Below are 23,825 nucleotides of genomic sequence, written 5' to 3'. Positions count from 1 at the left end.
CAGGACATCAAGCACCGCATCATGGAGTCGGGGCTGGCCCGCAAGCTCATCGGCGAGCGCAGCCCTACCCTGCGCGCCGATGTGATGACCGAGATTGAACTGCTGGTAGAAGACGACGAGCGGCTGGTGCCCGGCACCATCGTGATCCGTGAAGAGGCCCCCGACCGGGTGCTGGTCACCGCTCGCACCTATGAATTCGGCGATTTGGAGGTAACCCTGTGAACCTGCGCCCGAACGTGGACTTTATGGCCCTGCTGGCCGAGGCCGGTGTGCCGACCACCGAGCAGGCCATGGAGGCCGAGCTCAAAAAGGAGGTGGTGGCTGCTGGCTCCCTCATCACCAACGACAGCGATGTGAGCCCCTTCTGGCGGCTGGTGCGCGGGGTGGTCATCACCCCGGCGCTCTGGCTTATCCGCACGCTCTTGGCCGGCCATGTGCTGCCCAACACCTTTGCGGCCACCGCCACCGATGCCTATCTCGATCTCAAGGCCTGGGATGTGGACCTGACCCGTAAGGCTGCCCAGAAAACCCGGGGAGTGATCCACTTCGTCAAGGTGAGCCCCGGCGAGGCGGTCACCATCCCGGCCGATATCTGGATCACCACCGAGCGCATCAACGGCACCATCTACCGGGTGAAGCCGCTGCAGGCGGTGGTCAGTCCCGCCGGCGAGGCGGTGGCCAAGGTGGTCTGCGAGGCGGAGTTCGCCGGCGCGGCCTGGAATCTGGCCCCGGGCTATTACAACCTGCTAAGTGAACCGGTCACCGGCATCCTGTCGGCCCGCAACGATGACAAGGAGTGGATCACCACCCAGGGCGCCGATGCCGAGGGCAACGACGCGCTCGGCCTGCGCATCCAGAACCAGTTTTCAGCGGTGGGGCGCTACCACATCGACGCGATTTACCGCTCCATGCTGGCCAGCGTGGCGGGGATCCGGGCCGATCACATCTTCTTTGAGCATGAGGGGCCCCGCGGCCCGGGTACCGCCAACGCTTACATCCTGCTGGAAGTGGGCGCCACCCCGGCCAGCCTCATCAACCAGCTCAACGACTACGTGGGCCGCCAGGGCAACCATGGCCACGGCGATGATTTATTCGTGATGAGCATCCCCGAAACCCAGCACAGCCTCACCCTTGAGTTATGGCCACAAGCCAACCTCACCGACGAGCAGAATGCCGCGCTCAAGGCAGGCGCCGAAAGCCTGGTCAAGGCGGCGTTTCGCCAGTCGGCGGATTTCCCAAGCGTCACCCGCACCTGGCCGCGCTCGCGCTTCTCGCTCTCCCAGCTGGCCCGCGAGCTGCACAGCCAGTTCCCGCAGTTGCAGAGCCTCAAGTTTGCGCAAGATGACATCGTGTCGGGGCTGGCCATCGCGCGCCTGAGCACGCTGGAGGTGACCCTGCATGACTGACCCGACCCCGCTTGAACACGACCTGCAGGCGCCGGTGCTGCCCGATGCCAGCGCCCCCTGGTGGGAAGACGGCTACACCATCAGCCCGGCCCACGCCGAGCCCGGGTTTCTGGCCAAGGGGATCAATGCCTTCTGGCAACGGGTCAAGGGCTGGTTGTTGCTGCCGCTGGCCCAGCAAGACCCGCTGACCTGCTCGGCGTCCCTGCTGGCGCTACTCGCCTGGGAGCGGGACATCACCCGTTTCAACGGCGAGCCGCTCGAGCTTTTCCGCAAGCGGGTCAAGTTCGCCTTTGTGAACGCCCGGGACGCCGGCGAGGTGGCCGGCTTTAAGCGCATTTTCGAGCGCCTGGGCATCGGCTGGTGTGACGTCCACGAACGCCAGGCCGGCGCCCCCTGGGACGTCATCACCATCGAGGTGACCGACGGCGCCATCGCGGCCAACCAGAAACTGATGGAAACCCTCATTCAACACTATGGCCGCACCTGCCGCCGCTATCGCTTTGCAGTGGTGTATCCGGTCACCGGCACCCTGCGGTTCAGTCGTATCGACATGAACCAGCAGGTGTTCGGCGCGACACTTAAGAGGAACGCATGAGCCAGATCATTACCAACGCTTTCTCCCGCTACTGGCAGGAGTGCCTAGCAACCCAAGTGCCGGTGGTGCTCGATGAGTTCGTGCTGGCCAACGTGCCGGGGCTCGATCCCGAGGCGGCCATCAACCCGGACAGCGGGCTGCCGCCAGCGGGCCAGATTGTGCACCGGCACGCGGTGGATCAGCGCGGGCGCATCAACAACGATGCGGTGGCTTACACCATCGTGATGGACACCACGGTCGGCGATTTCAGCTTCAACGCCATGTACCTCATCAACAAGGCCACCGGCGTGGTGGGGATGATTGTGCACAAGGGGCTGGAAACCAAACTCAAGACCAATGAGGCCACCGGCCAGACCGGCAACAGCCTGGTGAAATCCATGCTGATGGAGTACGACCAGGCGGCAGAGGCCACCGCCACCCACGTGGACGCCAGCACCTGGCAAATCGACTATGCCGCCCGCCTGCGCGGAATAGACGACGACCTGCGCCTGCAGGCGCTGCAGTTCTTCGGGTCGGCCACCTTCTACGGTGACGGCTTCAAGCTGGTCAACGAGTCCGGGGTCTACAAGATGCAGCCCGGGGTGGCCTACGTGGGCGGCCTGCGGGCGGAACTGAACGAGGTCAAGAAGGTGACCCCGGGCGCCAAGCCGGTGGGGCTCTGGCTCGATATCTACCGGGCGGGCTCTTTGCTCGATGCCTGGGTGAATCACTTCACCCTTAGCTTAAGTGTGCCGGAGCTCACCGACTACCTGGACAGCAACGGCCATCAGCACCATGTGGCCAAGGTGGCCATCATCAATGCGGACGGCAGCGTCACCGACGTGCGCCGCAAGCGCACCATCGAGCTGACCGGGGACGTGGCCGGCAAGGGCATCCTGGAAGACGCCCAGGGCGTCACCATCGCGGTGGAGATCAAAGACGGCAGCCACCGCCACAAGTGGGGTGAGCTTGATCAGGTTCCGGCCACCGCCAGCCGCTGGCCCAGTTGGGCAGAGGTGACCAGCAAGCCGGACCTCGCGGCAGCCAACCATTCCCACCCCGGCTCCTGGCTCAACCCCATCAACTTGGGCACCGAGGATCTGGACACCCTCAAAGAGCCCAAGGTATATGCCCAGCACGCCAACGCCAACACCTCGGCGGCACGCCACTACCCGGAAAACCTGGCCGGGGCATTGATCGTCAGCAATGCCGCCGGCACCCAGCAGACCTACCTGGTTTACAACTCCAGCCGGGTCTGGCGGCGCGCGCAATACAGCACCGGGGCCTGGACGCCCTGGACGCGGGATTACAACACCGGCAATAAGCCCACCCTGGCCGAGCTGGGAGCCGCCGCCGCAAGCCACGCTCACCCATGGAGCCAGATCACTGGCGCGCCGGTGCAAGCAACTCGCTGGCCCGCCTGGAATGAGGTCACCGGCAAGCCTGGCACCATGCCACCCAGTGCGCACAGCCACCCCTGGTCGCAAGTGACCGGAGCGCCTGCCACAGCCACCCGCTGGCCCACCTGGAGTGAGGTCACCGACAAGCCCGCGACCATGCCGCCTTCAGGTCATACCCACCCGGCCTCACAGGGAAATGCCGACATTGTTGCCAGTGGCTATCAGCAGATCGGTACATACGCGCTGTTAGGCCGATTCAATTCAGGAGGGAAAATTTCACCTGGCCAAACCATCGCGGGATCAGCCCTCAGATTCAGTTCTGCAGAAGGCATTCTGTACGGTGGTTCTCCCGCAGGAACGTGGAAAGCGCTCGGGTATGCCGCCGGTGACCGTGATTACGGAAGCTGGAACGTCACCCTATTTATTCGCATTGCGTGAGGTCAAAGATGAATGTTCAAGTGTTATCAGTCAGAGCAGTGACAGCACAGGTTAACGCAGATGATGTGATTAATATGGAAGTGCTCTTTAGCCATCTTCCTGATTTCGTCCCATTTAGCGCCCGGAAAGACGATGCGGAAGAGCACGGCCGAGCGCTATACACCAGGGCGATGTTCGGGGAGTTCGGTGAAATCACCCTCATACCCCAGCCCCTACCGACATCGTCTGAAATGCAGGCCATGTTGGACGTGAGATTACAACTCGCAGCCACAGCGATGGCACCACTAGAAGATGCCCTGGCGCTGGGGATCATCAGCGAGGCCGAACGCGAACAGCTTAGCGCCTGGCAGCGCTACCGGGTCGCCCTCTACCGCCTCCCCCAAAGCGATGGCTGGCCAACCGAGGTCAACTGGCCAGAGGCGCCGCGATGAGCTGGACACAAGGGGCGCTGCGCTGGCCAGCCAGTACCGGCAGCGTACATACCCGCGCTCAGGGCGTGCTGGGTCAGCTCCCGGCAACCCAGGACAGCGCTATGGCGCGCCTGCAGGGTCTGGCAGAGCGGGCCCAGTACCGGCCCCATCCGCTCAGCGAGGCCGCCGCCGCGCTGGCAGGGCTGCGCAACGAGCTCGACCGCCTGCTGGTCACCGGTCGCTGCCTCACCGTCACCCCATACCAACACGGGGTCGGCCAACAGCAAGGCCAGCAGTTCAGCCTGGCCGCCCCCAACGCGGTCGCCACCCTGGCCGCCAAGCTGCAGGACGGGGCCGATCCCCTGCTGCCTACCGGACAACTGCATGCCCTCGCCTGGCTGGTCACCGGTAACAGCGCCGACGCGCTGGCCCGCCAGTTGGCCATCCTCTGCGCCGTGCTGCCGTTGCCGGAATGGTGCGCGACCCTGCGCCGGCTCACCGCCAACAATGACCCCATGAGCCAGCCCACCGCGGCCAAGGTACCGCGCTGGCGCGCCGATGAGCCACTGAGCTGGGCACCGCTGCGCCCTGCCCGTCTGGCGCTGGGGGCAGAACTGGCCCAGTTGGAGAGCCTGGCCCGGGACAGCCAGACCCCGATCGCCAAGCTGCAGGGGCTGGCGACGCGCCGCACCGACCGCCTGGCACACCTCGCCGAGGCCATGGCCGCGCTGGGTACCCTCTCCGGTACCCTCTGGCACTGGCAAGGCCAGGGGGATGCCGCCAGCCTTGCCACCCAGCTCGGGCAGAGCGCGCCACCCGACCACAGCCAGAGCATGACAGTCGGCGCCCTGCTGCTCTCCCCATCCCCGCTCACCTTCTGGCAGGAGTTAACCCCATGAGCCAAGCCATGCTGACCCTCGATGGCGAGCCCATCATCATGAAGTCGATGCGGGTCTCCGCATCGATGCAGTTTCAGGACAAGGACCAGAGCGGCCAGACCAGCTCGACCAGCAGCGCCGAACAGGGTGCCAAGGCCAAGGAGCTCGACATCTCCGGCCTCATCCCGTTCAAGGACGAGCAGATGTTGAGCCGGCTGTTTGAGCTGGCCGATACCAAGGGTACCGGCGGCAAGCGCCACGTCTACCGGGTCGGGTCGCTGCTGGCCAAGTCGGTGAAGGTGCGCCAGGCCAAGTTTGCCGGCCGCATCACCGCCAGCGAGCAGGAGGGGCTGCTGGCCTGGCAGGTGCAGTTCACCTTGAAGGAATTCAACTCGGTACCGGAGAAGCGCGAACAACGCTTACCAAAGAACGCCCCCACCGTGGGCCAGAGTACAGCCAACACCAGTGCCGCCAAGCCAGGCGACAAGGGGAGCGGTGAAGAAGAACAGGATCTGAGCAGCTTCGAGCGCTACGTGCTCAAACCGATGGATGACATGCTGGCATGAAACTCTCCACCTCACTGACTATCGCCGGCCGGCCGGTGCACCTCATCGACCACGACCTGGTGCTGGATCTCAATGCTGGCGGGCGCGCCGCGCTCACCATCGAGGGCAGCGCCAACAAGGGACAGACCTTTACCATGGACACCGGCTACAGCGGCGATCTGCGCCGCTGGTTCACCGGCTACGTGTACGACGTACAGCCCGCCGCCAATGGCGCCAGTAAGCTGTTGTGCCGAGAACTGGCCGGCTCCTTGGGTACTCGCCTGCCGGTCAGCCAACAGCATGCCACCCTGCGCGGTCTGCTGGCCTGGCTGACCGACCAGACCGGGCTGACCTTTCTGCTACCCAAGGGGGCCGACTATACCGACCGGCCGATCCCCAACTTCACCAGCGCCGGCACCGGCTATCAACTGCTCAATAACGCCGGCCGTGCCTTTCAGGTACCCGACTTTGTCTGGTACCAGCAACCCAATGGCGCCATCTTCGTGGGCAGCCATGCCGACAGCCGCTGGCATGACAAGGAGGTGACGCTTGATCCCGCCTGGCCAGGTCGTCAGGCAGGCGACACAATGACCCTGTCGCCGGTGCCGTCCATCCGGCCCGGCGCCATCATCAACGGAAAGCGGGTGATGCGGGTCCGCCTCAAGGGGGATGAGATGACCCTGACCACGTCCACCCAGGGCAAGGTCACCAAGTCACCGGAACGGCGCAAGATAGAGGGGGAGTTCCCGGAGCTCGCCGACGACATGCACCTGCCCAAGTTCGGGCGGGTCGAGGCCATCAGCGACAGCGCGACCGCTGGCCAGCTCAATGATCCTTTTCGCCCACGCTATGCGGTGGACGTGCAGCTGCTCGGCGAGGATGGCCAACCGGACAAGGCGGCCCCGCTCTATCGGGCCGTGCCGTTGCCGGTGCAGTTCGGCGGGCCTGAACAGGGCCTGCTGCAGTTCCCTATCGAGGGAACGCTGGTTGAACTGGGGTTCGCTTTCGGGCGGGCTGACCGGCCCTTTATCCGCACCGTGCTCGGCAGTGGCTGGCCCCTGCCGGACATCGCCCCGGGCGAGCAGCTGCAGCAGCAACGGGCCGAGGTGTTCAGCCGCACCGACACCGTGGGCAACCTCTCCCGCCACACCGACCGGCGCCTGCACGACCGCGCCCTGCAAATGCACCACCAGAGTGACGACTACCAGGGAGAACATGGCCAGCATCGGCTGCAGGTGGCCCAGCACAGCATCGAAGAGGTGGGCGGGCTCAAGCTCATCGAGGCGCTGGGCACCGTCGAGCTGCTGGCCGGGGATGATCTCACCCTGGCAAGTTTGGGCAACATGAGCCAGACCACTGCGGGAGATCTGGTCGAGGTGGTGGGACAACTGCGCCGGGCAGTTGCCGGCGAATTGCAGCACCTGGAGGCGCCCCTTTCGTGGATGGGGACCGAGAGCGTGAACATCTTCCAATTGCTGCTACAGCTGATGAACGTGGTGGAGCAGCTGGCCACGGCCACTGCCGGCCACACCCACGGCAGTGGGCCAGTGCCAGGTAGCAGCGCAGCCATGACAGGACATGGCCAACAGGCCAAACAGTTAGCCGGTCAGCTATCCCCCATCATCGAGTAAGCCACCAAGCAAAGAAGGTCCCACAGTGTGGGGCCTTCTTCTATCTGCCTGACAGCGCCTGAACATGGCCAGGGAATGGCGCCGCATGAAGAGGCAGCCATCGGGCAGCGCTGCATCATACGTGAAGCCTGCGCGCACTCACAGCCTCCCAGCACACGGCGGCGACGCCCACCGCCGCGTCTGCGTCACGGAATCCGCGCTCATCCGCTCCCGCCTGCGGGCTTCACCAGGAAAAATTTTTGCAAAAGTGGATTACCGCAAAACCATATGCCCAGACCGCGCCAGATAAAGGATCCGCAGAGCGTTGAGGATCTGAAAAGAAGGATCTTTTTTGCAGGGTTTTACAGTTTGAAGGAGGTGTGGATAGCCCCAATGAAAGCGTAAGTCATTGAATAAAATAGGATGGTCGTATTTTTCGTGGGGATCGGACCTATAAGAAAGGATCCGGTTCGCTGCAGGGGAACAGCGCGAAGGCTTTTTATTTCAGTGGGTTAGGCACCAGAAGTGGTTCATTGAGAACTGAAATTTTGAAGGTGCTCTGTGCCATTGGTAAGCCGATTGCCATACCCACGGAAAATAGGTTTTCGAACGAGCGCACCCACTAGACAGCAAGGTTATAGAGTCGGCCTAAATCGATCACCGAAATTTCTGTCGCCACTTTGTCGCCACTTTGGCACAAACAAAAAGGCCGCTATTGCTAGCGGCCTTTGTAAGTCTTTGATTTTAATGGTGCCCGAGGCCGGAATCGAACCGGCACGACGCGAACGTCGAGGGATTTTAAATCCCTTGTGTCTACCGATTTCACCACTCGGGCACCGCAATCGGTATCAAGCTCGCGTGGCGGGCTTGTCAATATGGAGGCACGTTCCGGAGTCGAACCGGACTAAACGGATTTGCAATCCGCTGCATAACCGCTTTGCTAACGCGCCATGCAAAAGAGAGAAACTCTCTATTGTCTGAATTTGGAGCGGGAAACGAGACTCGAACTCGCGACCCCGACCTTGGCAAGGTCGTGCTCTACCAACTGAGCTATTCCCGCATCGGTCTGGCTGACTGCCTGACTACGAGGACGCATTCTAGCGATGTTCCTCGCCCAGTCAACCAAAAATGTTTAATACCCTGATCGTTCGAGTGTTTTTTGCCCTTTTCCTGCCTTTTCAGCGCTCACGACCGTTTCCCTGCCCCAAGAACGGGGAAACGGTTCTTTGTGTCGGCAGCTCAGAACCGGGAGTGATAGCTGAGATCGCCCCAGGCGGCCTTCATGTACTGGAACATGGACCAGAAGGTGAGCACGGTGGCCACGTAGAGCAGCACATAGGCGAGCCACACCATCCAGATGTCGTACTGCCAGATGAGGCCGGTCAGCGACACCATCTGGATCATGGTTTTCCACTTGCCGATCCAGCTGACCGCCACAGAGGAGCGCTTGCCAAGTTCGGCCATCCATTCGCGCAGGGCGGAGATGATGATCTCGCGGCCAATCATGGTCATGGCGGGAATGGTCACCCAGATGGTGTTGTAGTGCTCGACGATCACCACCAGCGCCGCCGCCACCATGATCTTGTCGGCGACCGGATCGAGGAAGGCACCGAAGGCGGTGGATTGATTCAGCTTGCGGGCCAGGTAGCCGTCAAACCAGTCGGTCGCCGCCGCCAGGATGAAGACGATGGCCGCCGCCAGATAGGACCACTGGTAGGGAAGGTAGAACAGGATGACGAAGACGGGGATGAGCAAGATCCGAAAAAACGTCAGCAGATTAGGAATATTTGTCATTATTTTCAGCCACTTCTTGTATGCCGCTACATGGTAGCCCCAAGCCGATCACGGATGCAACCGGACAGGCGCCCGCCTTGGTCTATTAATCCATCAACAACCTCAGGATGCGGGCCATTATGGCATTTGCGGCCCCCCGGCGTCACGGCTCTTGTGTGCCTGGACCCTGAAGGAGATGAACCCGGGGTGAATGGTGTGACTCACCTCGCCTCTTGTCGATACCCGGGGCGACAGCCCCTGCTCGCCGTCTGGGCAAACAGGGGCAACACGGAGGTTCATCCCCCCTTCTCGGCTACCAATGGCTAGAGAGAGTGCAGGGCATCGTGGATGGACTGAGCCAGCTCCTGGCTGATGCCGGGCACCTTGGCGAGCTCCTCCACCCCGGCTTTTTTCACCTCCTGCAGACCGCCCAGATACTTGAGCAGCGCCTGCCGCCGTTTCGGCCCCACCCCCGGAATGTCCTCCAGGGTACTGGTGGTGCGGGCCTTCGCCCGTCTGGCGCGGTGGCCGGTGATGGCAAAACGGTGGGATTCGTCGCGAATGTGCTGGATGAGGTGCAAGGCGGGCATGTCCGCCGGCAGGTGCAGCTCTTCGTGACTCTCCCCCAGGATCAGGGTCTCCAGCCCCGCCTTGCGGGTCACCCCCTTGGCGATGCCTACCAGCAGCGGATATTTTCCCCCCAGAAACTCCAGCTGACGGGCCAGGATCTCCTCGGCGCGGCGCAGCTGGCCGAGGCCGCCGTCGATAAACAGCACGTCAGGCACCTTGTCCGGCTCCTGCTGCTTGCCAAAGCGCCGCTCCAGCGCCTGCTCCATGGCGGCGTAATCGTCGCCGCCGGTGATGCCGTCGATGTTGAAGCGGCGATATTCCGAGGAGAGCGGCCCCTCACGGTTGAACACCACGCAGGAGGCCACGGTGCGCTCCCCCATGGTGTGGGAGATATCGAAACACTCCATGCGTGCGATGGGGCGCTCGAGCTCCAGCAGCTCCTCCAGCTGATCGTAGCGGGCGGTGATGGTGCTCTTGTGGGCGAGCCGCGAGCGCAGCGCGGTCTGGGCGTTGATGGAGGCGAGCTTGATGAAGCGGGCCCGCTCGGCGCGGGTACGGCTCACCACCCGCACCTTGTAGCCCGCGGTCTGGCTCAGGGTCTCGGCGATGACGTTCTCGTCTTCGAGCGCCACGTCGAGCAATACCTCGCTCGGGATCTGCCGCCCCCCCTGCCCCGACAGATAGAACTGCAGCAGGAAGGATTGCACCACCTCGTCGAGCTGGGTATCGGCCGGCACTTTCGGGAAGTAGCTGCGCGAGCCCAGCACCTTGCCCTGGCGGATGAAGAGCACGTGGATGCAGGCGGTCCCCTGCTCGAAGGCCACCCCCACCACGTCGAGCTCGTCCAGCACGTTGCCGCTCACCGACTGCTGCTCGGTGACCCGGCGCAGGGCCTGGATCTGATCCCGGTAACGGGCCGCCTCCTCGAAGCGCAGATCGCCGCTGGCGGACTCCATCTTGCCCACCAGCTCGCCTATCACCTGCTGGTTCTTGCCCGCCAGAAACAGCTTGGCCAACTCCACCTGCTGGGCATACTCGGCCTCGCTCACCAGCCCGGCCACGCAAGGGCCGGCACAGCGCTTGAGCTGGTAGAGCAGGCACGGACGAGTGCGGTTGGCATAGACCGCATCTTCGCACTGGCGCACCGGGAAGATCTTCTGCATCAGGTGCAGGCTCTCGCGCACCGCGCCGCCGGAGGGGTACGGGCCGAAGTACTCCCCCTTCACCTTGCGGGCACCGCGATGGACGCCGATGCGCGGGTGCTGATGGGCGGTGATGATGATCCAGGGGTAGGACTTGTCATCCCGCAACAGCACGTTGTAGCGGGGCTGGTACTGCTTGATCAGGTTGTGCTCGAGGATCAGCGCCTCGGTCTCGGTGTGGGTGACCGTCACCTGCACGTCGGCTATCTGGCGCACCAGGGTGCGGGTCTTGATGCTGTCGACGTTGGCCCGAAAGTAGGAGGCGAGCCGTTTCTTCAGATCCTTGGCCTTGCCCACGTAGATGACGGTGCCGCCGCTGTCGTACATGCGATAGACACCGCTCTGATGGGTGACGGCACTGAGAAACGCCTTGCTGTCGAAGAGAGGTTCAGAGGAGGTCATGCTGGCTCCGGCAACGGGGATCGAGGTGTTGGGTCTGGGATATCGCGGCAAGCAGAAGATCGAAAGAGAGGCTCATCGGCAACTCGGCTCAACGGATGAAAGCAGAAGACGGCACAGAGCATACTGCGCCAGACCGGCAAAAAGCAAAAAGGCGGCACAGGCCGCCTTTGATGGCTACACGCCGCCCGTTACAGGGTGTCGGCATCCAGCATGCCATAGCGAATGGCCAGATGGGTCAACTCCACATCGCCATTGATGTTGAGCTTGCTGAACAGCCGGTAGCGATAGCTGTTGACCGTCTTCGGGCTCAGGTTGAGCTGCTCGGAGATATCGGTCACTTTCTGCCCCTTGGTGATCATCATCATGATCTGCAACTCGCGCTCGGAGAGGGACTTGAAAGGGTTCTCGTCGGCCGAGGCAAACTGGCTCAGGGCCATCTGCTGGGCGATCTCCGGGGAGATGTAACGCTGACCGGAGTGGACCAGGCGAATGGCGTGGATCATCTCGTCCGGTGCGGCCCCCTTGGTGAGATAGCCGGCGGCCCCCGCCTGCATCACCTTGGTCGGGAACGGATTTTCTGAATGAATGGTCAGCACTATGATGCGCACATCGGGTCGGATCCGCAGGATCTTGCGGGTTGCCTCCAGGCCGCCGATGCCCGGCATATTCATGTCCATCAGGATCACGTCGGGATGGTTCTGACGACAGAAAGTGACTGCGGTTTCCCCGCTCTGCGCCTCGCCCACCACCTTGATCCCGCGGACATCTTCCAGAATGCGTCTTATCCCTGTACGCACCAACTCATGATCATCGACCAGGAATACATTAATCACCCAAACACCCCGTTTTTTATCTCGTTATATGCCAGTTAGGGTTAACACGGCGTCTTGCATCATAACCAAACTCGTCGATTTGGCAAACCATGGCCGGGAAAAGTTTGAAAGTGCTCATAAATGACGTTTGTAATCAAATAATTATGTAAAGATTAAACACAAAAAACGGCGCCCGCAGGCACCGTTCAGAGTCATTTTTACTGTTGTCGGTATCAGTTCGCCAGCAGTGCGCGCACCTTGTCCAGATCGGCCTGGGTGTCCACCCCGACCGGCGGCGCCTCGAGGGCCTGGGCCACGTGGATCTTCTCCCCGTACCAGAGCACCCGCAGCTGCTCCAGCGCCTCTACTTGCTCGAGCGCGCTCGGCGCCCAGTCCACATAACGCTGGATGAAACCGGCTCGATAGGCGTAGATGCCGATGTGACGCTGGTAGTGATCGCCAATCTGCTCGCGGCTTGCGGCAAAACGATCACGATCCCACGGAATGGAGGCACGGCTGAAGTAGAGGGCGTAGCCATCCTGGTCGGTCACCACCTTCACGGCGTTCGGGTTGAACGCCTCTTCGGCGTCCTGAATTGGCACCGACAGGGTGGCCATGGGCGCGCTGGCGGCGGCCAGGTTGTCCGCCACCTGACGGATGATGACCGGCGGAATGAGCGGCTCGTCCCCCTGCACGTTGACCACTATGGTGTCGGCGGCAAAACCGTAGTGACGGCACACCTCGGCCAGCCGCTCGGTACCGGACTGGTGATCCTTCGAGGTCATGCACACTTCGAACCCGGTCTGGCCGGCCAGCGCCTGCTGCACCCGCTCATCGTCGGTGGCGACGATCACCCGATCGGCGCCCGACTGCAGGGCCTTTTCCACCACGTGCTGTACCATGGGCTTGCCATGGATGTCGGCCAGCGGCTTGCCCGGCAGCCGGGTGGAGGCGTAGCGGGCCGGAATGACGACGACGAAGCTCATGACGACAGCTCGTCGCTATTGAGCGGACGGGCGCGGTTCTCCAGCAGCACCGGGATCCCCTCCTCCAGCGGATAGGCCAGCTTGTCGAAGCGGCAGACCAGCTCATGCACGGACTTGTTATAGTGCAGCTTGCCCTTGCAGACCGGGCAGGCAATGATGTCGAGCAACTTGATGTCCAAAGCCAAAACGATACTCCTTCAACGATGTCGCGCCAGCGGCTTAATCACGCCGGCGATGGGTGTCGAACCAACCAGATGTTTCATGCGGGGCATGACAAGCCCCCTTCTCTCCCGCGCTGGCGAGCGAGATCAACCTTGTGCCTTGGTTGCGCCCTGCCCCTTCCAGCTCGCACCCAGCTTGTGCAGCAGGGTATCGAGCAGGGAGGCGGGCAACTCGGCGCTGACCGGCAGATACCACCAGTTGTCGAGGGCAAAGGCGCGGCACTTGACCGCATCCTTCTCGGTCATCAGCAGCGGCTTGCCGGCAAAGCGGCCCACCAGCTCGTCCCGATCGAAGGGATGGTGATCCCCGTAGGCCACCCGCTGATCCAGCTGGTAACCAAGCCCCTCGAGGGTGGCGAAGAAACGGGGCGGATGACCAATCCCCGCCAACGCGTCGACCGGACCGGCCAGCGGCGTGGTCAGCGGGGCCTCATCGCGTACCCGACGCGGGGAATCGGCCACCAACCTCATGGGATACTCTCCCCGCCCCGGCTCGCCGCCGTTGCAGATGATGGCGTCCACCCGCTTGAGCCGGGTGACCGGCTCGCGCAGCGGCCCCATGGGCAGCAGGCAGGCGTTGCCAAAACGGCGCGCCCCGTCCACCACCACCAGCTCGATGTCGCGGGCCAGCGCATAGTGCTGCAGGCCGTCGTCGGTGATGATGATGTCCACCTCACCGCTCTGCTCCAGCAGACGCACCGCATCGGCCCGCCTGGGCGCCACCACCACAGGGCAGCCACAGCGCCTAGCGATCAGTACCGGCTCATCCCCCGCCTGCGCCGTGGTGCTGGCGGCATCGAGCCGGTAGGGGTAATGGGGCGCCTTGCCGCCATAGCCGCGGCTCACCACCCCGGGGCGATAGCCGCGGGCCTGCAACTGCTCCACCAGCCAGACCACGACCGGGGTCTTGCCGTTGCCACCCACCGAGATGTTGCCCACCACTATGACTGGCAAGGAGGCACGATAGCCCTTGCGCCAGCCGTGCCGATAGGCGTAGCGGCGGGTGCCGCTGATGATGGCAAACAGCAGGGCAAAGGGGGCCAGCAACCAGCGCCAGCCACTCTTTGCATACCAGAGCCGCTCCAGCATCAGGCGTTGCCACCTGCGGTGGCATGGCCGAACTGGATGGCGCGCAGCTGGGCATAGGTCCCCTGCTGGGCCATCAGGGCCGCGTGGTTGCCGCGCTCGACGATATGGCCTTCGTCGATCACCAGGATCTCGTCCGCCTTCTCGATGGTGGAGAGGCGGTGAGCGATCACCAGCGAGGTGCGCGCCTTGCACAGCTCGTCGATGGCCGCCTGGATGTGGCGCTCTGACTCGGTATCCAGCGCCGAGGTGGCCTCGTCCAGCAGCAGCACGGGGGCATTGCGCAGCAGGGCGCGGGCGATGGCGATACGCTGACGCTGACCGCCGGAGAGCGACGCGCCGTTTTCGCCAACCACGGTGTCATACCCGTTGCTCATCTTGCTGACGAACTCGTCGGCGTGGGCGATGCGGGCCGCCTGCTTGATCTCGTCGAGGCTGTATTGCTCTTCCGCGGCGTAGGCGATGTTGCTCGCCACCGTGTCGTTGAACAGGTGCACGTGCTGGGAGACCAGGGCGTACTGCTTGCGCAGCTCGCTCAGGCGATAATCGCGGATGTTGACGCCGTCCAGCAGGATCTCCCCCTGCTCGATATCGTAGAAGCGGGTCAGCAGGCTGGCGATGGTGCTCTTGCCAGAGCCTGAGCGCCCCACCAGGGCCACCGATTTGCCTGCCTCCACCTTGAAGCTGACGTTGTGCAGCGCCGGGGTGTCCTTGGTCGGGTAGGTGAAGGTGACGTTGCGAAACTCGATCTCGCCGCGGGCGCGCTCCAGGGTACGGGTGCCGGTATCCTGCTCCGGCTCGGTATCGAGCAGGCCAAACAGGCTGTGGCAGGCGGTGATGGCGCGCTGGAACTGGTTGTTGACGTCGGTCAGGCTTTTCAGCGGCTTGAGCAGCATCATCATGGAGGTGATCATGACGGTGAAGGTACCGGCAGTCAGCTCGCTGCGCACGCTGTCGATGGTGGCCACATAGAGGAAGGCCGCCAGCGCGATGGAGGCCACCATCTGCACCACCGGGCTGCCGATGGCATCGGCGGCAACCATCTTCATGGTCTGCTGGCGCATGTTGTTGCTGACCTTGAAGAAGCGTTTCTCCTCCACCTTCTGGCCACCGAACATCAGCACCTCTTTGTGCCCCTTTAGCATCTGCTCGGTAGAGGTGGTGATGTCACCCACCGCCTGCTGGATGTGGCGGCTGATCTGACGGAAACGGCGGCTGATGAGACCGATGATGATGCCCACCACGGGCCCCACCACCAGGAAGATCACCGACAGCTGCCAGGAGTGCCAGAACATCAGGCCGAGCAGACCGATGACGGTCGCCCCTTCCCGCACCAGGGTGACCAGGGTGGTACTGGCGGCCGAGGATACTTGACTGGCGTCATAGGTCACCTTGGAGAGCAGGTGGCCGGTATTCTGACGGTCGAAGAAGCTCATCGGCATCGCCACCATGTGGTTGAATACCTGCTGCTGCAGGCGCATCACCACGTGGTTGCCGACCCAGGCCATGCAGTAGTTGGAGAGGAAGTTGGCGACGCCGCGCAGGGCCACGATACCCAGCACGAAGAAGGGCATCCACTTGAGCACGGTCGGATCATTGCCGTTGATCCCCTTGTCGATCAGCGGCTTGATGGAATAGACGAAGGTGGTATCCACGGCGGCGTAGCCCAGCATGCCGATGATGCCGCCAATCAGGCCAAGCTTGCGGTCACGGACATAGCCGAGCAGACGCTTGAAGACAGGCCAGCTGTCTTGTGAGGTTTCTTGTTGCATGAATAGCCGTTAATAAGGGAAATGACGGGCTATTCTAGCCAAAGCGCAGGATTACACCAAGCATCGCCAGCGCATGCCCATCGCCAAGACGGCAAATGACGGCCGTTATCCCAGCCAAGGCGCAGGATTACACCAAGCAGTGCCCATCACCAGAGCGGGAAATGACGGTCGTTATCCCAGCCAAAGCGCAGGATTACACCAAGCATCGCCAGCGCATGCCCATCGCCAAGACGGCAAATGACGGCCGTTATCCCAGCCAAAGCACAGGATTACACCAAGCAGTGCCCATCACCAGAGCGGGAAATGACGACCGTTATCCCAGCCACAGCCGGGTTTACGCTCAGCGCTCAGGCCAGAATGCAGGACGCCACCAGTCACCATTGCGACGAAACCAGGGGCCCTGCTCCCGCTCGGCACTGATCCGCAGCCCGTCCGCCGCAGGCTCGACCAGGATCTCCCCGTCCAGCCCGGTGACCCATTGCTGCGCCTCCCTGTAGCGAGCCACCACCTCGGGGCGGGGAAAGCCCCACTGGTTCATGAAGCCGGCGCTGTGTACCACATAGCGGGGGGCCACAGCCGCCACGAAGGGGGCCGTGGAGGAGGTGCGGCTGCCGTGATGGGGGCTTACCAGCAAGGTGCTGGCAAGCCCCTCCCCTTCCAGCGCCAGCAGCCGCTGCTCCGCCTGCCGCTCGATGTCGGCACTGAGCAGAATGCGCCGCGCCCCATCGCGGATCTGCAGCACGCAACCGTCGTTGTTGTGGCCGCCTCCCGGCTGCTGCGGCCAGAGCACTGCCATCTCGAGCCCCTGCCAGCGCCACTGCTGGCCACGCCGGCACAGGGTCGTGAAGCGGCCGAAGTCGAAGGAAGAGAGCTCGTGGCGTACCGGCAGGGCCTGCAGGATGGTACGCCGGTTGCCGGCGTGATCCCGGTCCTTGTGGCTGATGACCAGATAATCCAGCACCCGCACATCGAGCCGGTTGAGCAGCGGCAGGATCACGGCATCCGCCATGTTGTAACCGCCTGGGTAGCGATCGCCGGTGTCAAACAGGATGCCGCGCTCGCCCCGGGTGACCAGCACCGCCAGCCCCTGCCCTACGTCCAGCACCCTCAGCTGCCAGTGGGTCGGCGCCGGCCAGGCCGCCAGCAGCAGGGCCACGCCCCCCGGCAACAGCAAGGAACGACCGCCCGGCACATGCCAGGCGCACCAGAGCAGGCTCAGCAGGGCGGTGAGCGGCAGCACCCAGCCCGGCACCGGCCACCAGAGCTGCCACTGGCTGGCCAACCTCTCCAGCGCCCACAACACCCACTGCAGGCCGACATCGGCCAGCCAGAACAGCAGGTGGGCCAGCTCCCCCGAAAGCGGCGCCAGCAACACCCCGACCAGCGCCAGCGGTATGATGCCGATGCAAAAGAGCGGCAATGCCAGCAGATTGAGCAGCAGCGACAGCGGCGCTATCCCTTCGAACAGCGCCAGTTGCAGCGGCAGCAGCCCCAGCAGCAACAAGCCCTGCAGGCGGACGAGCCCGGGCTTGGCCTCCAGCAGGCTCGCCACCAGCAGCAGAGCCACCGCCAGGAAGGAGAGCCAGAATCCCGCCGAATAGAGGGCGAAGGGATCCCAGAGCGTGAGCACCACGAAGGCCCACAACCAGACGCGATGGGCCGGCCACTCCCGCCGTCGCCAGCGCAGCAGACTCCACACCAGCACCATGATGAGGGCCCGCTCGGTGGCCACCGCAAACCCGGCCAGCCAGCTGTAGAGGGCGGCAAACAGCAGGGCGAGCAGAATCGCCCCCCGCAGTCCGAACAGCCGCCCCAGCCACCAGCGCGATGTGCTGCCCCGAGATGGCGATGATGTGGGTCAGCCCGCTGCCGCGAAACAGGCTCCACTGCTCAGTCGTGATGCCCGCTTGCTCGCCGAAGGTCAGCGCCTCCAGCAACGGACCCTGGCTCAGATCCTGCCAGCTGGCAGCGGCCCGGGCCAGCCAGCGTTCGCGCAGCCCCGCCGGCACAGCTTCAATCTGGATCACCCGGCGCAAGTTGCCGGTGGCGGTGATCCCCTTGCCGAGCAGCAGGCGCCGCCCGTCCATCCCGGCCTCGTTGGCCAGGCCGTGGGCCGGCTTGAGGGAGACCTCCAGGGTCAGGCGACTGCCTGCCGTCATGGTGGGCAGCGCCTGGTAGGCATTGATGCGCACCAGGGGCGCCGGAGTGAGCACCTGCTCATCGAGCCTGTTCACCCGCAGCACCAGCCGGACAAATTTATCGCCCTCGGGTTCTGCACTTTGCAGTTGTGCGGTTATGATGTGGCTCGTTTTTTTGCCAAGCTGATCCAGCCAGGCAAGCCGGTAGTGCAAATTCCCCTGCATCCAGAGGATGCCGCCCAGCAAGAACAGCAGCCGCCAGCAGCGGTAACCGGCGAGGGGAAACGCGAGCAGCAGCATCAGGCCACCCCATTCCCATGAAGGCAACCATGGCCAAAGCAGTGAGGAGCTTGCCCCGAGGGCAAACGACAGCAGGCGCAGATCCATGGTGCAAGTATTTAGCAAGGTTTCAATATGCCCAAACGACTCATACAACGCTGGCTGCCTGATCCGGCGACACTCAAGGAACACAAGCACTTGCGGCTGTTTGGCAAGTTGCTGCTGGACGCCAACCTGTGGCACCTCAATCGCCGCTCGGCGGCCGGTGCCTTCGCGGTGGGGCTGTTCATGGCCTGGGTGCCGCTCCCCTGCCAGATGTTGCTGGCGGCCGGCGGCGCCATCGCCTGCCGGGTCAACCTGCCGCTCTCGGTAGCCCTGGTCTGGCTCTCCAACCCCTTCACCATGCCGCCGCTGTTCTACGGCGCCTACCTGACCGGCTGTCAGCTGCTGGGGCAATCCTCCCAGCACATCGAGATCGAGTTCACCTGGGCCTGGCTGGTGTCGGTGTTCGAGACCGTGGCCCCACCGCTGCTGCTGGGTTCGCTGGTGCTCGCCCTGCTCAGCTCCCTCATCGGCTACGCCCTCATTCGTACCTGCTGGCGCATCAGCACCGTTCGTCAGTGGCAGAAACGCAAGGTGGCCCGCGCATGCTGAATCGCTGGTTTGCCCGCTTCAAGATTGACCCCGATACCCTGCGCCAGCAGAAGTGGTTCGCCCTGTTTGGCGAGCGCCTGCTCGCCCCCGCCCTCTGGCAAGGGGGGCCGCGCGCCCTGAGCGGGGCGGTGGCGGCGGGCATCTTCGCCTGCTGGTTTCCCATCCCCATGCATTCACTCATCGCGGTCGGGCTGGCGCTGGCGTTCAGCCTCAACCTGCCGCTGGCGCTGCTGGCGGTCTGGTTCAACAACCCGCTGACCCTGCCCTTCATGTACCTCTACGCCTATCGCACCGGTTGTCTGGTGCTGCACAAGACGCCGGAGCCATTTCACCTCACCTGGACCCTGCACTGGCTGGAGCACGAAGCGGCTACCCTGGTGCCCCCCTTTCTGCTCGGCAGCCTGCTGCTGGCGGTGCTGACCGCTGCCAGCGGCGGCCTCCTCACCCTGCTGTTGCTGCGCCTCGGCAAGCTGGTCCGCCCCCGCTGATCTCACCCGCCTCGTCAGCCTCTGGCGCGCTGACGAGGCACTGCCTTGCCATCCCCTGACCCCGCTACCACACTCCTTGTAACCCGTTGTTTTTCGTCCCCCATTTGCCACAAGGAGCCCACCATGGCCGAACCGCTCACGCTGGCCCATGCCAGTGGTCATCCCCTCGCCCTGCTGCCAGCCATGGCCAATCGCCACGGCCTCATCACAGGGGCCACCGGCACCGGCAAGACTGTCACCCTGCAGGTGCTGGCAGAGGGATTCTCCCACCTCGGCGTGCCGGTCTTTCTGGCGGATGTGAAGGGGGATCTGAGCGGCCTTGGCGCCGCCGGGGCTGGCTCGGCCAAGCTGGATGCCAGGCTGGCCCAGCTCGGCATTCCGGCCCCCGCCTTTGCCGCCAACCCCACCCTGTTCTGGGATCTGTTTGCCGAACAGGGCCACCCGGTGCGGGCCACCATCTCCGACATGGGGCCCCTGCTGCTCGCCCGCCTGCTCGGCCTAAATGACACCCAGAGCGGGGTGCTGGAGCTGGTGTTCAAGGTGGCGGACGACGAGGGGCTGCTGCTGCTCGATCTCAAAGACCTGCGCGCCATGGTGCAGTTTGCCGGCGACAACGCCAAGTCCCTCACCACCCGTTACGGCAACGTCTCCACCGCCTCCATCGGCGCCATCCTGCGCAACCTGCTCACCCTGGAGAGCGCGGGCGGCGATCACTTCTTTGGCGAGCCCATGCTGGACATCCAGGATCTGCTGCAGACCGATGAGGCCGGCCACGGCCATATCAATGTGCTGGCCGCCAGCAAGCTGACCCAATCCAGCCGGCTCTATGCCTGCTTCCTGCTCTGGCTGCTCTCCGAGCTGTTCGAGCAGTTGCCGGAGGTGGGAGATCCGGACAAACCTGTGCTGGTGTTCTTCTTCGACGAGGCGCACCTGCTGTTCAACGACGCTCCCAAGGCGCTGCTGGAGAAGATTGAACTGGTGGTGCGCCTCATCCGCTCGAAAGGGGTGGGTGTCTACTTCGTGACCCAGAGCCCGGCCGACATCCCCGACAGCGTGCTGGGGCAGCTTGGCAACCGGGTGCAACACGCCCTGCGCGCCTTTACCCCGAGCGATCAGAAGGCGGTGCGGATCGCCGCCAACACCCTGCGGGCCAACCCCGCCTTCGATGCCGCCGGCGTCATCACCGAACTCGGGGTCGGCGAGGCGCTAGTCTCTCTGCTCGACGAGAAGGGACGACCCAGCATGGTGGAGCGCGCCTTCATCGCCCCGCCGGCCAGCCGCATCGGCCCCTTGAGCGACGCCGAGCGGCAGGCGCTCATTCAGGGCTCATTGCTGCACGGCCGCTACGAGACGCCGGAGGATCGCGAGTCTGCTTTCGAGCGGCTCAACGGCGACAAGCTGACAACCACTGGCGAGCAAGGCAGCGAGCCGTCATCCAACGGGGAAGGCGGCCTGCTCGATGCCCTCAATGGCATCCTGTTTGGCCGCACCGGCCTCCGTGGCGGCCAGCACGACGGCGTGGTGCAAACCGCCGCCAAGAGCGTGGCCCGCACCATCGGCAGCGAGGTGGGTCGCCAGCTGGTACGCGGCGTGCTCGGCTCCCTGTTGGGGGGTGGCAAGCGCCGCCGTTAAGGCCTAAGCCGAAAAATGAAAAAGCCCGCCGGGGAGACCCGGCGGACTTGTTACTGAGCGGATGGCGATGACTCGCTTACAACACCTTGGCGATGGCGTCGCACAGCGGATCTATGTTGGCACGGGTGATACCGGCCACGCTGATCCGGCCGGAGCCGACGATGTAGATGGCGAACTCGCTCTTGAGGCGCTCCACCTGATCCTTGGAAAGACCGGAGAAGGAAAACATGCCGTTCTGCTCGCGGATAAAGCTGAAGTCCTGGTTCACGCCGCGCGCGGCCAGTTTTTCCACCAGCAGCTCGCGCATCTCGCGAATGCGCACCCGCATGGCCGCCACCTCTTCCACCCACTCGGCATAGAGGGCCGGATCGCTCACCACGGCGGTGACGACGGCAGCGCCATGTGACGGCGGGTTGGAGTAGTTGGCACGAATGACGGTCTTGACCTGGGTGAAGGCCACATCAGCGATCGCCTTGGTCGCGCTGACCAGGGTGAAGGCACCGACCCGCTCGTTGTAAAGACCGAAGTTCTTGGAGAAGGAGCTCGCCACCAGCAGCTCGTCGTGGCACTCGGCGAAGATGCGCAGACCTTCGGCATCCTCTTGGATACCGCGAGCAAAGCCCTGATAGGCGAAGTCAAACAGCGGCAGCCAGCCGGCGGCGGCACTCTGCCTGGCCAGGGCACGCCACTGATCAGCGGTCGGATCGATACCGGTCGGGTTGTGACAGCAGCCGTGCAGCAGCACCAGATCGCCAGCCTGCGCCTCGGCCAGAGACGCCTGCATGGCGGCAAAGTCGAGCCCCTTGGTCGCCGCGTCATAGTACTTGTACCACTTGACGGTCAGACCCGCGGCCTGGAACACGCTGACGTGGTTGGCCCAGGTGGGATCGGAGATCCAGATGGTCTTGGCGAGGTTGTTGCGTACCACGAACTCGGCGGCGATGCGCAGGGCACCAGTACCACCCGGCGCTTGCGCCGTCTTGGCGCGGCCGCTGTTGACCAGCGCGGAATCCTGTCCGAACAGCAGTTGCTGCACGATGCGGCCGTATTCGATATTGCCTTCGATGCCGAGATAGTTCTTGGTCTTCTCGTCGGTCAAGAGCTTCTGTTCGGCTTTCTTGACGCAGTGAAGAATGGGGGTGGCGCCGGTCTCGTCCTTGTAGATCCCGACCCCCAGGTTGATCTTGTGGCTGCGAGAGTCGGCGCGGAAGGCTTCGGTCAAGCCCAGGATCGGATCCGCTGGGGCGGCAACAACCTTTTCAAACATGGTATTCCCTGTATTCCGTTGAGTTCGTTGGCTGGCAAAGCGTGTTGGCACACCGTCCGTGACACGCAAAACACGTGGCAAACAAAAGCGCTCACTGGCGAGCGCTTCGTCAACTCTTTATATCACCGTGCAGGATGGGGGAAAACCGCTTTTTCGGCCGGATCTGCGGCAATCTCAACCGATGGCATGCCACTGCGGCGCCAACGCGCACACCTCGGCAGACAAGCCACCATTGGACTCAACCAAACCGCTACAAACTGCTAACAATGAGCGAGGGATCCGGCTCGGCTCCCAGGGGCGGGAGTCAGTCAGCGGCAGGGCATAGGCCGTCATGATGGGAGCCAGCACGGTGGGCAGCCACCAGCTGGCCGGCCGACCCAGGCGCTGGGCCAGAGTCAGCACCCGATCCACCCCGCTCGGATCGAGAGAGGTGAGATGACTCCACTGCACCTGAGGCGGCAGCGCGGCGATCACTTGCTGCAGCGCCTGCTGCGCCGAGGCGGGAGCCCAGATCAGCAGGGTCCCTGCCGGCAGCACCAGCTCGGCAAAGGCACCGACGCTGTCGGTGGTGATCACCCGCAGCAGCTCCCCCTCCCCCCACAGGATCTTGCTGAGGCTGGCCAGGTTGCGCTCGGGCAGCGCCACCTCACCAAGCACCTGCAGCCAGGGGGCGGCATCGAGCAGGGTGCCGCCGCTGAAAAACAGGCTGAACGGCTGGGGGGCACGCAGGCGCACCTGTTGATCCGAACAGAGCCGGATCCCCTTGTCTTCGAAGTCGATCTGCTCGTTGGGGGTAAAGCTCACCTCGCTCTTGCGATAGAGCGCGGCCAGTACCCGCTCGTTGACCTGATCCGCCAGCTGCCAGCCCTGCCCATGGAGCCACTCCTCCGGGGTGGGCGGCGCCGTGGCGATCTCGGCCAGCGTCAGTTCACGGGTCAGGTAGCGGCGACCGGCGGGAGTGAGCTCATAGTGGTGGTTGCCCAGTGCCAGCAGCAGCTGGTTGTCCTTGAGCAGGCCCAGCAGGGGTTGCCACTGGCGGGCGCGGACCACCGAGGTGGGGTTGTCCAGCAGCTGGCGGGCCAGCTCCCGCCACTGCGGGTGACTAAAGTCGATCAAGCGTCATCCTTCCCTGTCTGCCGAACATCCTGCAACGAGCTGAATAATCTAGCGATTCGCTGGCCGGGAGCCAAGTACAGAAAAGAGACAACGTGAAGTGACGCAAGTCAAAGAGGGCAAGGAGAGGATCATCAACAGAGGAGAACAGAAAAATCAGGTGGGAAGC

Annotated in this window: 20 protein-coding genes, 3 tRNA genes and 1 pseudogene; 11 read left to right on the top strand and 13 right to left on the bottom strand. The window is 63.7% G+C overall.

Going from position 1 to position 23,825, the window contains the following annotated elements:
- The 8 genes from AB5Y94_RS15955 to AB5Y94_RS15920 all read left to right on the top strand — a co-directional run.
- A partial coding sequence (locus tag AB5Y94_RS15955) for a DUF2590 family protein (protein WP_368206056.1) occupies positions 1-222 on the top strand: 222 nt, incomplete at its 5' end.
- On the top strand, positions 219-1,406 hold the full coding sequence (locus AB5Y94_RS15950; RefSeq protein WP_368205529.1) for a baseplate J/gp47 family protein: 1,188 nt from the start codon (positions 219-221) through the stop codon (positions 1,404-1,406). The genes AB5Y94_RS15955 and AB5Y94_RS15950, both read left to right, overlap by 4 nt.
- Positions 1,399-2,001, top strand: a complete 603-nt coding sequence (locus AB5Y94_RS15945) for a phage tail protein (protein WP_368205530.1) — start codon at positions 1,399-1,401, stop codon at positions 1,999-2,001. The genes AB5Y94_RS15950 and AB5Y94_RS15945 overlap by 8 nt, the downstream gene beginning before the upstream one ends.
- The gene (locus AB5Y94_RS15940) at positions 1,998-3,818 is read left to right on the top strand and encodes a phage tail protein (RefSeq protein ID WP_368205531.1); all 1,821 of its coding nucleotides are present in this window, start codon (positions 1,998-2,000) and stop codon (positions 3,816-3,818) included. Before AB5Y94_RS15945 ends, AB5Y94_RS15940 begins: the two co-directional genes overlap by 4 nt.
- Positions 3,819-3,826: 8 nt before the next feature.
- Positions 3,827-4,249: a tail fiber assembly protein gene (locus tag AB5Y94_RS15935; protein ID WP_368206148.1), complete on the top strand. Its 423-nt coding sequence runs from the start codon at positions 3,827-3,829 to the stop codon at positions 4,247-4,249.
- The gene (locus AB5Y94_RS15930; RefSeq protein ID WP_368206147.1) at positions 4,246-5,127 is read left to right on the top strand and encodes a hypothetical protein; all 882 of its coding nucleotides are present in this window, start codon (positions 4,246-4,248) and stop codon (positions 5,125-5,127) included. The genes AB5Y94_RS15935 and AB5Y94_RS15930 overlap by 4 nt, the downstream gene beginning before the upstream one ends.
- On the top strand, positions 5,124-5,672 hold the full coding sequence (locus AB5Y94_RS15925) for a hypothetical protein (protein WP_368206146.1): 549 nt from the start codon (positions 5,124-5,126) through the stop codon (positions 5,670-5,672). The genes AB5Y94_RS15930 and AB5Y94_RS15925 overlap by 4 nt, the downstream gene beginning before the upstream one ends.
- The gene (locus AB5Y94_RS15920) at positions 5,669-7,282 is read left to right on the top strand and encodes a hypothetical protein (RefSeq protein ID WP_368206145.1); all 1,614 of its coding nucleotides are present in this window, start codon (positions 5,669-5,671) and stop codon (positions 7,280-7,282) included. The genes AB5Y94_RS15925 and AB5Y94_RS15920 overlap by 4 nt, the downstream gene beginning before the upstream one ends.
- Before the next feature lie 727 nt (positions 7,283-8,009).
- Here AB5Y94_RS15920 and AB5Y94_RS15915 read toward each other — a convergent pair.
- From AB5Y94_RS15915 to AB5Y94_RS15865, 11 genes and pseudogenes are all read right to left on the bottom strand, one after another.
- Positions 8,010-8,096: transfer RNA gene (locus AB5Y94_RS15915), tRNA-Leu, on the bottom strand.
- Between the two features lie 41 nt (positions 8,097-8,137).
- Positions 8,138-8,211, bottom strand: a tRNA-Cys gene (locus AB5Y94_RS15910).
- 34 nt (positions 8,212-8,245) lie between these two features.
- A tRNA-Gly gene (locus AB5Y94_RS15905) sits at positions 8,246-8,321 on the bottom strand.
- 179 nt (positions 8,322-8,500) lie between these two features.
- Positions 8,501-9,055, bottom strand: coding sequence for a CDP-diacylglycerol--glycerol-3-phosphate 3-phosphatidyltransferase (gene pgsA, locus AB5Y94_RS15900; protein ID WP_010633516.1), 555 nt, complete (start codon positions 9,053-9,055; stop codon positions 8,501-8,503).
- Positions 9,056-9,357: 302 nt separating this feature from the next.
- Positions 9,358-11,208, bottom strand: coding sequence for an excinuclease ABC subunit UvrC (gene uvrC / locus AB5Y94_RS15895; protein ID WP_126881514.1), 1,851 nt, complete (start codon positions 11,206-11,208; stop codon positions 9,358-9,360).
- 188 nt (positions 11,209-11,396) lie between these two features.
- Positions 11,397-12,041 (bottom strand): UvrY/SirA/GacA family response regulator transcription factor, encoded by a 645-nt coding sequence (gene uvrY, locus AB5Y94_RS15890; protein WP_005302696.1) that lies wholly within the window; start codon positions 12,039-12,041, stop codon positions 11,397-11,399.
- 212 nt (positions 12,042-12,253) lie between these two features.
- Positions 12,254-13,006, bottom strand: a complete 753-nt coding sequence (kdsB, locus tag AB5Y94_RS15885) for a 3-deoxy-manno-octulosonate cytidylyltransferase (RefSeq protein WP_010633514.1) — start codon at positions 13,004-13,006, stop codon at positions 12,254-12,256.
- Positions 13,003-13,191 (bottom strand): Trm112 family protein, encoded by a 189-nt coding sequence (locus AB5Y94_RS15880; protein WP_005302702.1) that lies wholly within the window; start codon positions 13,189-13,191, stop codon positions 13,003-13,005. The genes kdsB and AB5Y94_RS15880 overlap by 4 nt, the downstream gene beginning before the upstream one ends.
- A gap of 123 nt (positions 13,192-13,314) precedes the next feature.
- Complete coding sequence (lpxK, locus tag AB5Y94_RS15875; RefSeq protein WP_368206144.1) at positions 13,315-14,316, bottom strand: tetraacyldisaccharide 4'-kinase; 1,002 nt, start codon at positions 14,314-14,316, stop codon at positions 13,315-13,317.
- Positions 14,316-16,085 carry a lipid A ABC transporter ATP-binding protein/permease MsbA gene (msbA, locus tag AB5Y94_RS15870; protein ID WP_368206143.1) on the bottom strand — a complete coding sequence of 590 codons (1,770 nt, stop codon included), beginning with the start codon at positions 16,083-16,085 and terminating at the stop codon, positions 14,316-14,318. The genes lpxK and msbA overlap by 1 nt, the downstream gene beginning before the upstream one ends.
- A gap of 340 nt (positions 16,086-16,425) precedes the next feature.
- Positions 16,426-18,700 (bottom strand): annotated as a pseudogene (locus AB5Y94_RS15865) (DNA internalization-related competence protein ComEC/Rec2).
- Between AB5Y94_RS15865 and AB5Y94_RS15860 the strand changes: the two are divergent.
- From AB5Y94_RS15860 to AB5Y94_RS15850, 3 genes are all read left to right on the top strand, one after another.
- Positions 18,638-19,156 (top strand): DUF2062 domain-containing protein, encoded by a 519-nt coding sequence (locus AB5Y94_RS15860; RefSeq protein ID WP_011706585.1) that lies wholly within the window; start codon positions 18,638-18,640, stop codon positions 19,154-19,156. The pseudogene AB5Y94_RS15865 and the gene AB5Y94_RS15860 sit on opposite strands and share 63 nt — an antisense overlap.
- Positions 19,150-19,644, top strand: coding sequence for a DUF2062 domain-containing protein (locus tag AB5Y94_RS15855; protein WP_019838874.1), 495 nt, complete (start codon positions 19,150-19,152; stop codon positions 19,642-19,644). The genes AB5Y94_RS15860 and AB5Y94_RS15855 overlap by 7 nt, the downstream gene beginning before the upstream one ends.
- 123 nt (positions 19,645-19,767) lie before the next feature.
- Positions 19,768-21,276: a helicase HerA-like domain-containing protein gene (locus tag AB5Y94_RS15850; protein WP_368206142.1), complete on the top strand. Its 1,509-nt coding sequence runs from the start codon at positions 19,768-19,770 to the stop codon at positions 21,274-21,276.
- A 76-nt stretch (positions 21,277-21,352) separates the two neighbouring features.
- On the opposite strand, the gene AB5Y94_RS15845 is transcribed toward AB5Y94_RS15850, so the two are convergent.
- Together AB5Y94_RS15845 and AB5Y94_RS15840 are read right to left on the bottom strand one after the other, a co-directional pair.
- Positions 21,353-22,543, bottom strand: a complete 1,191-nt coding sequence (locus AB5Y94_RS15845; protein WP_017765585.1) for an amino acid aminotransferase — start codon at positions 22,541-22,543, stop codon at positions 21,353-21,355.
- A gap of 174 nt (positions 22,544-22,717) precedes the next feature.
- A complete protein-coding gene (locus AB5Y94_RS15840; RefSeq protein ID WP_368206141.1) occupies positions 22,718-23,659 on the bottom strand; it encodes a hypothetical protein in 942 nt (313 codons plus the stop codon).
- Positions 23,660-23,825 lie beyond the last annotated feature (166 nt).

Source organism: Aeromonas sp. s5 (assembly GCF_040907865.1).
GTDB classification, from domain to species: Bacteria; Pseudomonadota; Gammaproteobacteria; order Enterobacterales; family Aeromonadaceae; genus Aeromonas; species Aeromonas dhakensis.
The sequence above is the reverse complement of the archived record's forward strand: the minus strand, read 5'-3'. Positions and strand labels throughout refer to the sequence as shown.

What these genes read in the sequence shown, in the direction of transcription:
- kdsB (WP_010633514.1), bottom strand. Translation starts at nt 13,006, where the DNA reads ATGAGCTTCGTCGTCGTCATTCCGGCCCGCTACGCCTCCACCCGGCTG.
- AB5Y94_RS15940 (WP_368205531.1), top strand. Translation starts at nt 1,998, where the DNA reads ATGAGCCAGATCATTACCAACGCTTTCTCCCGCTACTGGCAGGAGTGC.
- msbA (WP_368206143.1), bottom strand. Translation starts at nt 16,085, where the DNA reads ATGCAACAAGAAACCTCACAAGACAGCTGGCCTGTCTTCAAGCGTCTG.
- AB5Y94_RS15855 (WP_019838874.1), top strand. Translation starts at nt 19,150, where the DNA reads ATGCTGAATCGCTGGTTTGCCCGCTTCAAGATTGACCCCGATACCCTG.
- AB5Y94_RS15860 (WP_011706585.1), top strand. Translation starts at nt 18,638, where the DNA reads ATGCCCAAACGACTCATACAACGCTGGCTGCCTGATCCGGCGACACTC.
- AB5Y94_RS15920 (WP_368206145.1), top strand. Translation starts at nt 5,669, where the DNA reads ATGAAACTCTCCACCTCACTGACTATCGCCGGCCGGCCGGTGCACCTC.
- uvrC (WP_126881514.1), bottom strand. Translation starts at nt 11,208, where the DNA reads ATGACCTCCTCTGAACCTCTCTTCGACAGCAAGGCGTTTCTCAGTGCC.
- AB5Y94_RS15945 (WP_368205530.1), top strand. Translation starts at nt 1,399, where the DNA reads ATGACTGACCCGACCCCGCTTGAACACGACCTGCAGGCGCCGGTGCTG.
- AB5Y94_RS15845 (WP_017765585.1), bottom strand. Translation starts at nt 22,543, where the DNA reads ATGTTTGAAAAGGTTGTTGCCGCCCCAGCGGATCCGATCCTGGGCTTG.
- lpxK (WP_368206144.1), bottom strand. Translation starts at nt 14,316, where the DNA reads ATGCTGGAGCGGCTCTGGTATGCAAAGAGTGGCTGGCGCTGGTTGCTG.
- AB5Y94_RS15930 (WP_368206147.1), top strand. Translation starts at nt 4,246, where the DNA reads ATGAGCTGGACACAAGGGGCGCTGCGCTGGCCAGCCAGTACCGGCAGC.
- pgsA (WP_010633516.1), bottom strand. Translation starts at nt 9,055, where the DNA reads ATGACAAATATTCCTAATCTGCTGACGTTTTTTCGGATCTTGCTCATC.
- AB5Y94_RS15925 (WP_368206146.1), top strand. Translation starts at nt 5,124, where the DNA reads ATGAGCCAAGCCATGCTGACCCTCGATGGCGAGCCCATCATCATGAAG.
- AB5Y94_RS15850 (WP_368206142.1), top strand. Translation starts at nt 19,768, where the DNA reads ATGGCCGAACCGCTCACGCTGGCCCATGCCAGTGGTCATCCCCTCGCC.
- AB5Y94_RS15935 (WP_368206148.1), top strand. Translation starts at nt 3,827, where the DNA reads ATGAATGTTCAAGTGTTATCAGTCAGAGCAGTGACAGCACAGGTTAAC.